The organism is Methylobacterium sp. UNC378MF, assembly GCF_900103195.1.
Classification (GTDB): Bacteria; Pseudomonadota; Alphaproteobacteria; order Rhizobiales; family Beijerinckiaceae; genus Methylobacterium.
Map to the genome: position 1 here is coordinate 1 of NZ_FMWU01000059.1, position 11,489 is coordinate 11,489.

Genomic DNA, 11,489 nt, shown 5'->3' on the forward strand with positions numbered 1-11,489 from the left:
ACCTGCGCCGCTTCGGCCATCACCGGCAGTTCCTGAAGTTCTGCGGGCTCGATCTGGCCACCCAGCAATCCGGTACCTTCCGCGGCCAGACCAAGCTGTCGAAGTACGGCAACGCCCGGCTCCGGCGTACGCTCTGGCTGGCTGGGCAGGTGGCCATTCGGCAGCGGGAGAACGGCTTCCGCGACAAGTTCGAGCGCTACATCGCCCGCGACCGGCACAATGCCGACCTGCGGCGCAAGGCGCTGACCGCGATCACCGCCAAGATGGCGCGCGTGGTGCACGCCGTTATCAAGACCGGTGCCGGCTACCGGCCCTTTGTCGAGGGGCCGGGGCCAGGTGGGAGAACCCCTCTCAGCAGAGCCGTGAGGGCGTGAGAACCACGACCCTGTAGATAATGCTCGGGTCTCCTGCCTGGATCGACATCTCGTGTTGAGGACGGTGAGGACCACGATGCCGCGTGCATCGGCTGGATCCTGTGTTCGCTATGGCCGAGAGTTCTTCCGGATCGGCAGGAGCCGCCTGGATCGATGTTGACGACAAACACACCGCGGGCGCATGTTCGCGGACGGAGACCTGTTGCCTGGCCAGCCGTCCTTCCTCGCTACGTAGGACGTTATCTGAACGAACGTGCTCGGGGACGCCGCGCAGCATGAACAGGTCCGAGAGCACGTCGATCACGTCAGCTCCCTTCAGCTTGCGAGCGACGCGGATCGCCAGGCACTCGCGGGTGAACTCGTCGACGACGTTGAGCATCCGGAACTTGCGTCCATCATGGGTGCGCGCCTCGACGAAGTCGTAGGACCAGACGTGGTCGCGCCGCTCCGGTTTGAGCCGGATGCAGGAACCATCCCCGTCCCACAGCCGGCCCTTTTTCGGCTGGCGGCCCGGCACCTTGAGCCCCTCGCGCCGCCAGATCCGCTCGACCCGCTTGTCGTTGACAAACCAGCCGGCCGCCTTCAGCAGCGCACCGATCTTTGGGTCACCGTAGCGCCCGTACCGGCGAGCCAGCTCCACGAGATCGGCGGTCAGCGCCGCCTCATCATCTCTGCCCCGCGGCACCTTGCGCTGCGTCGAGCGATGCTGCCCGAGCGCGCGACACGCGCGGCGCTCGGAGACGTGCAGGACGTCCATGACATGCGCGATGCAGGTGCGTCGGCGCGCGGGGCTGGTCAGTTTCCCCGGGCAGCCTCCTGCAGGATCAGTTTGTCGAGCGTGAGATCCGCGATCGCCTTCCGGAGCCGCTGGTTCTCGGTCTCCAGATCCTTCATGCGCCGGACCTGGTCGCTCTTCAGGCCGCCGTACTCCTTGCGCCAACGGTAGTACGTCACCTCCGTCACGCCGATCGAGCGGATCGCGTCCCCGACGCTCTGGCCTTGAGAGACCAGCACATCCACCTGCCGCAGCTTGGCGACGACATCCTCCGGCTTGTGCCGCTTCGTTCCCATCTGTCCGTCCTCGTCCTGGCCCGAAAGCCATACTTCAGGGCGGACCACCTCAGTGGGGGCGGATCAGCCGCCTTCGCCCCACAATCCAACATTAGATCGTTTTCGACGCAACAAATCGTGTTTCGCCGGACGCGGTGGCGGAAGGTCAGGCGTGTTGAAGGGCGGCCTTCATCGAGCAGTGGCCGGTGGCCCCGCGCATGGCCAGGGCCGCGCCAGCGACCAGGGCGGCCAGGCTGAGGAGCTTGTTGGGGCGGGGCTGCGCGGCAACGGCCGCCAGGCCGAGCCCGAGAACCACCGACACGGCGCGTTCCGTAGTGGTCAGGTTCGTGTGCAGGCTGACGATGTCGCGCGCCATTCGGTTCGTCACGGGCGGTTCTCCAGGGTTGGGGGTCTCTGGCGAACCCGACCCCGAACCTGCCTGTTCCGACCCCGTCCTCCTGGCGGGACGCGGGAGAACGTCGCGGACTCGGCCAAATGCCGCCTCCGGGCGTTTCTTGGCGAGGCCGCTTCCTGCGGCTGTGAACTTCAACCGAGGTAAGAGCATGAGGAAGATCGCACTTGCAGTCCTCGGAGCGGCCATCGCCGGCGGCACGCTCCTGGGCGCCACGGCGTCCCGGGCGTCGGAATACGGCTACGGCGATTACGATGCGCCTCGGACGGTGGTGACCCGGCGCACGGTCGTGGAACGCCGCGTCGTCGTCCCGCCGCGCGAGGTCGTGCGCGAGGTGGTCGTCGAGCGTCCCGCGCGCCGGGTTGTCCGCGAGGTCGTGGAGGAACGCCCGGTCGTGTACCGGCCCCGCCCGGTCGTGCGGGACGTCGTGGTGGAGCGCGACGGCTACTACGGCCCGCGCCGGTTCGGGCCTCGCCCGGTTGGCTACGGCTACGGTCCGGCCTTCGACCCGTACGACTACTAAACCCACGGAGGGTGGATGCAGTGGACGTTCCCCCGCTTCAGCCGCCCTCCTCAAACATCGAGGGTGGAGCGATCCTGGGCGAATAACCCCGGCACGAAGCGCGAAGGCAAAGGCAGTGGCCTGCCCTGCCCACCTGGCCGACACGGCAGGGTCTCTGGTCGTAGGCGTCCGCGCCTACCCGCGGGGTGGCCGTATGCCCGGGACCCAGATGATGGCGTAGGTCGCCGCTGCGGAGATGAAGGGTAGCGAGACGACGAACACACACGGCAAGATACCGCATGCTTCGTTCGGAGCACATCCTTGCCACTCCCAGGGTCCTACCATCAGATGGCTGGTAAACCTGCACCCTGGACCGAACCCGATGACCGATGCTTGAGAGCGACGTGACCGAGTTCCCGCTCTTCCTCGCAGGGGGCGGGCGGATGGGCGCGATGATGCGGTCCCACGACTGGTCCGGCTCGCCGCTCGGGCATCCCGACACTTGGCCGCCCTGCCTGCGCTCCACCGTGAGCCTGATGCTGGGCTCGTGCTTTCCGATGTTCGTCGCCTTCGGCCCGGAGCTCGGCTTTCTCTACAACGACGCCTACGCCGAGATCCTCGGCGGCAAGCACCCAGACGCGCTCGGCCGGCGTTTCCACGAGGTCTGGGGGGAGATCTGGCCCGACATCGCCCCGCTCATCACCAAGGCGCTCGCCGGCGAACCGACTTGGTCCGAGGACATGCCGCTGCTCATGAACCGGCGCGGCTACGATGAGCAGACTTGGTTCACCTTCTCCTATTCGCCGGTCCGCGACGAGCAGGACAGGGTCGCGGGCATGTTCTGCACCTGCACTGAGACGACCGGGCGCGTCCAGGCCGAGGCGGCCCTGCGCGCCAACGAGGCTCGGCTCGCGTTCCTCGATCTGCTCGGGAAGGAAACCGCCAAGAGCGCCGATGCGGACGAGATCCTCGCGATCACCACCCGCATGGTGGCCAAGCATCTCGGCCTCTCCAATTGCGCCTACGCGGACATGGACGCTGACGAGGACGGGTTCACCATACGGGGCGACTGGGCAGCGGAAGGCTCGCCCAGCATCGTTGGCCACTACAGTCTCGCGGATTTCGGCAGGCGGGCCGTCCAGGACCTCGGGGGCGGCCGGCCCCTGGTCATCAACGACAATCTGGCGGAACTGGCGGCCGAGGAGGCTGCGACCTTCCAGGCGATCGGCATCGCGGCAACGATCTGCATGCCACTCGTCAAGGATGGCCGCCTGACCGCGCTGATGGCCATCCATGACCGCGTGCCCCGCACCTGGTCTGACTACGACCTTGCGCTGATCACCGAGGTGACGGAGCGCTCGTGGGCGCACATCGAGCGGGTCCGAGCCGTCGCGAAGCTCGAAGCGTTGAATGCGACCCTTGAGGAGCGTGTCGAGGAGCGCACCTCGCAGCTTATCGAGACGGAGGCGGCGCTCAGGCAGTCGCAGAAGCTGGAGGCGGTCGGCCAGCTCACCGGAGGCGTGGCGCACGACTTCAACAACCTGCTCACCATCATCCGCTCGTCCGTCGACTTCCTGCGCCGCCCGGACCTGCCCGAGGAGCGCAGAGGCCGGTACCTCAACGCAGTCTCGGAGACGGTGGACCGCGCCGCCAAGCTGACCGGCCAGCTCCTCGCCTTCGCCAGGCGGCAGACCCTGAAGCCCGAGACCCTCAACGTCGGCGCCCGGCTCCATGCCGTGGCCGACCTGCTCGACACGGTCACGGGCGCGCGCATCAAGGTTGTCACGAACCTGCCGGAAGCCCCCTGCTTCGTCCGGGTCGATGCCAGCCAGTTCGAGACCGCGTTGGTCAACATGGCGGTGAACGCGCGCGACGCGATGGATGGTGAAGGGATGCTGACGCTGCGGCTTGAGTGCTGCGTGCCCTTGCCCCCGGTGCGGGGACATGCCGGTTCGCTGGGTCCGTTCGCGGCGGTCTCCCTCAGCGACACCGGCTCGGGTATCCCACCCGAGGTGCAGGCCCGCGTGTTCGAGCCGTTTTTTACCACGAAAGAGGTCGGCAGGGGCACGGGCCTCGGACTCAGCCAAGTATTCGGCTTCGCCAAGCAGTCGGGTGGCGACGTGACCTTCGAGAGCGCGCTTGGCCGCGGCACGACCTTCACGCTCTACCTGCCCGAAGTCGAGGCGGAATTAGCCACGAGCGTTGACGTGGGCGAGGACGCGGGCGAGGCGTTACCGCTCGACCCGGGCGGGGCGGGCCAGCGGGTGCTTGTGGTCGAGGACAACGTCGAGGTTGGACGCTTCGCGACCCAGATCCTGGAAGACCTCGGGTATGCCACGACCTGGGCGGCCAACGCCGAGGACGCCCTGGAAAGGCTGGGCGCGGATGGCGCCCGCTTCGACGTGGTCTTCTCGGACGTGGTCATGCCGGGCATGGGGGGTATCGAGCTCGCCAAGCTCCTGAAGCGGCGGCTCCCCGACCTGCCGGTGATCCTGGCGTCCGGGTACAGCCACGTCCTGGCGCAGGAAAGCGCCAACGGGTTCGAGCTGCTGCACAAGCCGTACTCGGCCGACGAGGTCTCGCGCATGTTGCGCAAGGTCGCCGGGCGGAGGCGGCGCCGCGCCGTACCCTGACATCCTGATCTGTTGGCGCGATCAATCGGCGGTCGCCGGCGGGATGACACCTCTGGGAGGCCTGGCAGCAGGAGGCGAAAGAGCTCTGACGCCCGTCCGGCGAAGGGCGACTGCAGGTGCGCTACCGGTGATCGGCCTCAGGCCGAAGGGACACGCCGGACCGAACGACCAGATATCAAACGTGAGAATGGACGCCTAGTGACCCGGGCGCCCCTTCTCACTCTACGCTGACCCGGTGCGGAATTTTGAGGCCCGGAAGCGGGACAATAGGTCGGCTATCAACGGCGTTCGCTAGCACGGCTGGTGGCAGCAGCAGGGCGATGAGGTTGGCGATTTCGCTTGCTTGGTTCACGACACGATCCGACTTGCCACAAAAGGGTAGCTGGACCGGCTGGAGGACCACCGTCTGGGTCTAAGTGAATGCTCTAGGCCGCGGGGCTGAGGTGCGGAAGGGGGGACTCGGAGGTACTCACTTCAGTCGCGCGACACGTCCGCTTACCCGTAGCCCGCGGTCCAAAGCAGCCATTCCGCTTACGGCCAGATCTGGTCGACTGCTTCGGACCTGCTGCAGCCAAATGCAATTCTACAGCGCAAGCTGTGATGGCGGTGCAGCGAATTGGAAGCAATTGCGTGCGCCTTCCGTCGCGGGCAACCCAAGGAGCAGCTTGGCCTCCCTAATGCCCGGAGCACACGCCTGATCTGGCAGCTAATTTGCGTCGTGAACCGGCCGACGGCGGTAATCGTACGATCATATACCGAAGCCATCGCACGTCTGCAGCAATCTACCGATCGCTTACTCACGTCTCCCGGAGTTCGTATGCCTCAATCTTGGTCGCCCTTGCTCCGTAGACGCTCGATCCTGAAAAGTTTGGCCGGCTTGGCGGTCAGTGCGCCGCTGGCGCCGACGGCCGCGCTTGCTGCGAGCCTCAAGACGGTCCGCTTCAGCGAGGCCGTCCACAACCTCGGCTACATCAACCTCTATGTCGGAATGCACGCCGGCATCTTCGAGAAGAACGGCCTCAACTTGCAGGTGAGCGCCGCCGGCGGCGACACGCAGACCTTCGCGGCTGTGCTGGGTGGCTCGGCGGATTTTGCCATCGGCGATCCCACGATGGTGGTGATCTCGCGCGAGAACGGCGGCCCCGGGATGGTCGTCGGCACCGTGGTTCAGCGGGCCCACTACTTCGCGGTCTCGAAGACGGTCGAGCCCTTCACCGACCCGAAGGGCTTCAAGGGCAAGCGGATCGCCACATCGCCCGAGCCCAACACCAACTTCAGCGTCACCAAGCGCCTCGTCGAGAGCAACGGGATGAAGCTCGGCGTCGATGCGACGATCGTGCCGGTCAGCCCCGGAACCGAGATCGCCGCCATGCTCGCCGGCGCGGCCGACATCGCGGTCGCCTACCAGCCGGGCGTGGCGCAGGCGGTGGCGCAGGGCGCAAAAATAGTGTTCGATTTCTCGAACTACGTCGGGCCCTTCTGTAACACCGGGATCATGGTGCTGCCCGGGACGATCCAGAAGGATCCCTCGACCGTGCAGGCCCTGGTAACGGCTTTCGAGGAGGCCGGGCGCAGGACCTACAGCGATCCAGACTACGCCAAGAAGGTCGCACGGCTCGAATTCCCAGATTTGCCGGGTGACGTCGTGGACGCGGCGATCGACGCTGAGCTGCAATACAAAATCCCGGCCTCCAGCGTCGTGACCGAAAAGGATGCCTGGGAAAGCCTGATGGGCATGCAAAAGTATCTTGGAAACATAAAGGGCACGCTCAACTTCGATCAGGTCGTCGACAATACGTTTGCCGACAAGGCCGCAAAGCGCGCCGGCTGACCGGCACTCCCGTGTCCCAAGGTCCCCTGCACCCCTCGCCCCACCCCGCGCCCCCGCTTGCCGTCGAGCACCTCGCCAAGGCGTATCGGACGGGCGGTCGCCTCCTGCCCGTCGTCGGCGATCTCACCTTCGCGCTCGCCCGCGGAGAGATCGTGGCGATCGTCGGGCCCTCGGGCTGCGGGAAGACCACGCTCCTCAACGCGGTCTGCGGTCTCACGCCGGCGGACTCGGGCCGCATCCTCTGGAATGGTGCGCCCCTCGACCGGCGCGGGCGCCCGCCCAGCGGGATCGGCTACATGCTGCAGAAGGACCTCCTGCTGCCCTGGCGCACGGCCCTCGACAACGTGAAGCTCGGCACCGAACTGCGCGGGATGCCGCGCGGGCAAGCCGACGAGCGGGCGCGCGCGCTTCTCGACCAGCTCGGTCTGCACGGGTTTGCCGGGGCCTATCCCGCGACCCTGTCGGGCGGCATGCGCCAGCGCGTGGCGCTCGCCCGCACCCTGATCAACGATCCGGACGTTCTGCTGTTCGACGAGCCTTTCGCGGCCCTCGACTTTCAGACGAAGCTGCTGATCGAGGCCGACACAGTGCGGCTCGTGCGCGACGGGGCCAAGTCCGCACTCCTGATCACACACGACATCGAAGAGGCCGTCTCGATTGCCGATCGGGTCCTCGTGCTGAGCGGGCGGCCGACCGCCGTCAAGGCCAGCTACACGATCGACCTCGACTGTGCGCCCGATGACATGATCGGGGCCCGGGAGAGCGCCGGTTTCGGCGATTACGTCCGCCAGATCTGGGCCGATCTCGATATCCCACGCTCCACGCTCGGTTGCGCCGGGCGTGGCATCAGCCGTGCTGCAGCGAGGTCCTGACATGTCGGACGCCGTGACCGGACTGGCACCCATCGCCGGGAAGAGTCAGAATGCCCTGCCGCGCGATGGCGCGCGCCTGCGCTCAGGCGCGCTCGTCCTGCTCGTGCAGATCGTGCTCCTCGCGGCTCTGCTGACGGTCTGGGAATGGCAGACGCGCCTGAGCCCGCAATCAGCCTTCCTGTTCGGCTCGCCCTCGGCGATCGGCCGGTTCCTTTGGCAGGGCCTCGCCGACGGCACGCTCCTGCGCGATGCCGGCGTGACGGCCCTCGAGACGGGGCTCGGGTTCCTCATCGGCAATCTCGTCGGCACGCTCGCAGGCCTGTCGCTCTGGTACTCGACCTTCGTCTCGCGGGTCGTCCAGCCCTTCATCGTCGCGATCGGCTCGATCCCGATCATTGCGCTCGCCCCGATCATCATCATCTGGTTCGGCACGGGGCTCGCCTCGAAGGTCGCGATGTCGACGCTCTCAGTCGTCGTGGTCGCCCTCGTGACCTCCTACAAGGGCGCGCTCGGCGTCGACCCGGACCAGATCAACCTCCTGCGGACCCTCGGTGCGCGGAAGCCGCAGATCTTCGCCAAGCTCGTCGTGCCCTCGAGCCTCGCCGACATCTTCGCTGGCCTGAAGCTCACCGTCGGCTTCGCGCTGATCGGTGCCATCGTCGGCGAGTTCATGTCGTCGTCCGTGGGCCTGGGCCATGCCATCTTCCAGGCAGGATCGCTCTACGCGATCCCGAAGGTCTTCGCCGCGCTGGTCGGCACGATCGCGCTGGCCCTCGTCCTGACCTTCCTAGTCGGTCGGGCCGAACGGATGCTCATGCCCTGGCGGGATCATCTCTGATCCGCGCCACCCCTCAAGACCAACGCCATCGCCACCAGGAGCCCCATGTGATGCAGCGCATCAGCAAGCAGGGAACGATCAAGTACGCCCTCTCGGGCGACGAGCCCTTCGTCGCGACGATCGCGCCGGGCGAGATCGTCACGGTCGAATGCGTGATCAACATCGGTGACGGCGTCATCAAGGAGCTCGGGCAGAATCTGACCGAAGCCGACGTCACCTTCCCGTTCGTGAACGGGGCGACGGGCCCGATCGAAGTCGCGGGCGCCAAGCCCGGCGACATGCTGAAGGTCGAGATCCTCGACATGGAGCTTGGCCAGCGCGGCTACAGCTCCCTCTGGCCCGGGCACGGCATGTTCCCGGACTGGGTGCGCCGCAAGGAATGGGGCATCCGGACCAAGGTCGTCGACGTGCTCGACGGCCATGTCATCTGGAACGACCGGCTCCGGCTGCCGGTGAAGCCGATGGCCGGTGTCATCGGCGTCGCGCCGGTCCACGGCGCGGTCCTGACGGTCGACAACGGCACGCATGGCGGCAACCTCGACGTTCAGGAGGTCACCACCGGCAACACGGTGATGCTGCGGGTGGAGAAGCCCGGCGCGCATTTCTTCATCGGCGATTGTCACGCGCTCCAGGGCGACGGTGAAGCCGTCGGCATGGGAGCGATCGAGATCGGCGCGAACGTCACCCTGCGGGTGAGCCTCGTCCCCGCACCGGCGCGACTCGGCCACCCGCGAATCGAGACTCCCACGCATCTCTGCACGCTCGGCTGCGCCCGCCCGCTCGAGGATGCGATGCGCATCGCCTTCGCCGACATGATCTACTGGCTCGCCGACGAGTGGAACATTCCTGAGCCGGAGGGTTACCTGCTGCTTGCGCAGATCGCCGAGGCGCGCTGCACGCAAATGGTCAATCCGAAATACACGTACATCTGCAAGGTGCCGAAGGCGATCCTTGCCGCTTTCAGGTGAGTCGAGTCGCAGAGCTGCAATCCAGTCAATTGCTGGATGCGCTTCGACCGAGCCAAGCAGTTCGGCCTGTAGTTCATCGGTGCATGGTGCCAACCTCGACCTGACCCGCATGGCGGTCGCCTTGGGGCTCGAATGGACGTGACAGTGGAGCGCCCGTATAAAGTGCCAGAGATAAATAAAAGCGGAGTACATTGGCTCCAACACCCAGGTCGAGCCAGTTGAATCCTGCCCACTTGCCCGGCTATCCTTCTCAGAAGCAGACTGGCGGCTTTCTGCCAGACTACGCCATGCCCGATGGCAGATGATCGCAAAACCGGCCGTTCAGCTTTGCGCCCTTCCCACCCAGTCAGACGCGGGCGACCTAATCCCGGAAGTGGACATCGGCCTGATCGATGGATTGAGCATCGACGCAGAGGGTCAGATCTGCTTCAAGGCGACAACAAAATATGGGAGGGCTTATGTCAGGTTTGCCGAAACGCCTCGCCGGGATCGCCCTCGGCGCATCTGCCTTCCTGAGCCTCGCCATCCCCGCGCGCGCCGACGATTTCGTCGCCATTCTCACAGGTGGCACCTCGGGTGTGTACTACCCGATGGGCGTCGCGCTCTCGAAGATCTTCACCGAGAAGCTTTCGGGAACCCGCCCGTCCGTTCAGGCCACCAAGGCTTCCGTTGAGAACCTCAACTTGGTCCAGGCCGGCAAAGGCGAACTTGCTTTCACGCTCGGCGACAGCTTGGCGGCGGGATGGAAGGGCGATGAGGAAGTGACCTGACCGGTATTTTGGACCGAGCCGAGTGGGAGGCTACTGCATGGTAGCGGCCATGGGTAGCCGGAAGGCCAGATCTGGGAAGCTGACAGGCGCAGGTGGCCGATAGCCAAGCGACGAGTGCGGTCGGACGCGGTTGTAGGTGGATTGCCATAGACCAATCACGATCTGCGCCTCCTTCAGCGAGTAGAAGATCTCTTGGCGTAGGCACTCGTCGCGCAGCTTGCCGTTGAAGCTCTCACAGTACCCGTTCTCCCACGGCGATCCCGGTGCGATGTACTGGATCTGCGAGCCAGCTTTGGCGACCCATTTGCGCAGCGCCTTCGAGATCATCTCAGGGCCATTGTCGCAGCGGATGTGCTCGGGGATACCGTGCAGGCACATGGCGTCGGCCAGTGCCTCGATCACACCGAGGCTGTTGATCCGCCGCCCCACCTTCAGCGCGAGGCACGCCCGGCTGTGCTCGTCGATCAGCGTCAGGATGCGCAAGGTTCGGCCGTCGTGCGTCTGGGCCTGCACGAAGTCGAAGCTCCAGACGTGGTTGCGGTGGAGCGGGCGCAGCCGCACGCACGAGCCGTCGTTCAGCCAAAGCCGGCTGCGCGGCCGGTGCTTCTGCGGGACCTTCAGCCCCTCGCGACGCCAGATGCGCTGAACCCGGTCCTTGCCCACCTGCCACCCTGCCGCCTGCAGCAGCGCGGTGACGCGGCGATAGCCATAGCGCCCGTACTCGGACGCCAGGGCGATGATGGCCCGGGTCAGCTCATCCTCGTCCGCCAACAAGGTCGGCACGTAGCGTTGCGTGCCGCGGTGCTGACCGACGATCCGGCAGGCGTGACGTTCCGAGAGACCGTACTTCTCCCGGATCCCGTCCACCGCCTGCCGGCGTCGCTCGGGGGCTACAAGTTTCCCGAAGCGACGTCCGCCAGCACCTGCTTCTCCAAAGAGAGGTCAGCTACCAGCCGCCGCAACCGAGCGTTCTCCCGCTCCAAATCCTTCATCTTTCTAGCCTGATCGACTTGAAGGCCGCCGTACTCCTTGCGCCAGCGGTAATAGCTCTGCTCGGAGATCTCCGCCTCCTTGCACGCCAGGGCCAAACTCTTGCCCTGGGCTGTCTGCACCTCGATCTGGCGCAGCTTCAGCACCACCTGCTCCGCGCTCGTCTTCTGACCTCGCCGCATGTCCGACTCCTTCGGTCCCAGCTGACTCTCTCAATCAGCCCGGTCCAAAACCAGCCGGTCAGGTCAA

At 66.1% G+C, this 11,489-nt stretch carries 9 protein-coding genes and 2 pseudogenes; 8 read left to right on the forward strand and 3 right to left on the reverse strand.

Annotated features, from left to right (window positions below):
• Positions 1-374 (forward strand): transposase (locus tag BLT59_RS30025; protein ID WP_139174165.1); only part of this gene is annotated, 374 nt, incomplete at its 5' end.
• 238 nt (positions 375-612) lie between these two features.
• On the opposite strand, the pseudogene BLT59_RS30030 reads toward BLT59_RS30025, so the two are convergent.
• Both BLT59_RS30030 and BLT59_RS30035 read right to left on the reverse strand, forming a co-directional pair.
• A pseudogene (locus BLT59_RS30030) lies at positions 613-1,445 on the reverse strand (IS3 family transposase); the annotation flags it as partial.
• 145 nt (positions 1,446-1,590) lie between these two features.
• Positions 1,591-1,800 carry a YgaP-like transmembrane domain gene (locus BLT59_RS30035; RefSeq protein ID WP_091789793.1) on the reverse strand — a complete coding sequence of 70 codons (210 nt, stop codon included), beginning with the start codon at positions 1,798-1,800 and terminating at the stop codon, positions 1,591-1,593.
• Positions 1,801-1,987: 187 nt separating this feature from the next.
• Here BLT59_RS30035 and BLT59_RS30040 point away from each other — a divergent pair, with 187 nt between their 5' ends.
• The 7 genes and pseudogenes from BLT59_RS30040 to BLT59_RS30070 form a co-directional block, all read left to right on the forward strand.
• Complete coding sequence (locus BLT59_RS30040) at positions 1,988-2,359, forward strand: hypothetical protein (RefSeq protein ID WP_091789796.1); 372 nt, start codon at positions 1,988-1,990, stop codon at positions 2,357-2,359.
• A gap of 368 nt (positions 2,360-2,727) precedes the next feature.
• The gene (locus BLT59_RS30045) at positions 2,728-4,971 is read left to right on the forward strand and encodes an ATP-binding protein (RefSeq protein ID WP_244514207.1); all 2,244 of its coding nucleotides are present in this window, start codon (positions 2,728-2,730) and stop codon (positions 4,969-4,971) included.
• Between the two features lie 718 nt (positions 4,972-5,689).
• A complete protein-coding gene (locus BLT59_RS30050) occupies positions 5,690-6,802 on the forward strand; it encodes an ABC transporter substrate-binding protein (protein WP_244514208.1) in 1,113 nt (370 codons plus the stop codon).
• An 11-nt stretch (positions 6,803-6,813) separates the two neighbouring features.
• Complete coding sequence (locus tag BLT59_RS30055; protein ID WP_091789802.1) at positions 6,814-7,674, forward strand: ABC transporter ATP-binding protein; 861 nt, start codon at positions 6,814-6,816, stop codon at positions 7,672-7,674.
• A 1-nt stretch (position 7,675) separates the two neighbouring features.
• Positions 7,676-8,512, forward strand: a complete 837-nt coding sequence (locus BLT59_RS30060; RefSeq protein ID WP_091789803.1) for an ABC transporter permease — start codon at positions 7,676-7,678, stop codon at positions 8,510-8,512.
• A gap of 47 nt (positions 8,513-8,559) precedes the next feature.
• Positions 8,560-9,480 (forward strand): acetamidase/formamidase family protein, encoded by a 921-nt coding sequence (locus BLT59_RS30065; RefSeq protein ID WP_091789806.1) that lies wholly within the window; start codon positions 8,560-8,562, stop codon positions 9,478-9,480.
• Between the two features lie 467 nt (positions 9,481-9,947).
• Positions 9,948-10,241 (forward strand): annotated as a pseudogene (locus tag BLT59_RS30070) (TAXI family TRAP transporter solute-binding subunit); the annotation flags it as partial.
• Between the two features lie 39 nt (positions 10,242-10,280).
• On the opposite strand, the gene BLT59_RS30075 reads toward BLT59_RS30070, so the two are convergent.
• Positions 10,281-11,422 (reverse strand): IS3 family transposase gene (locus BLT59_RS30075; protein WP_091788284.1). Its coding sequence is split into 2 segments (ribosomal slippage): positions 10,281-11,155 and positions 11,155-11,422, totalling 1,143 coding nucleotides; the frame shifts between segments, so codons are not numbered across the junction.
• Positions 11,423-11,489: the final 67 nt, after the last annotated feature.

Coding starts and splice junctions, on each gene's coding strand:
- BLT59_RS30035 (WP_091789793.1), bottom strand. CDS start 1,800: ATGGCGCGCGACATCGTCAGCCTGCACACGAACCTGACCACTACGGAA.
- BLT59_RS30040 (WP_091789796.1), top strand. CDS start 1,988: ATGAGGAAGATCGCACTTGCAGTCCTCGGAGCGGCCATCGCCGGCGGC.
- BLT59_RS30045 (WP_244514207.1), top strand. CDS start 2,728: ATGCTTGAGAGCGACGTGACCGAGTTCCCGCTCTTCCTCGCAGGGGGC.
- BLT59_RS30060 (WP_091789803.1), top strand. CDS start 7,676: ATGTCGGACGCCGTGACCGGACTGGCACCCATCGCCGGGAAGAGTCAG.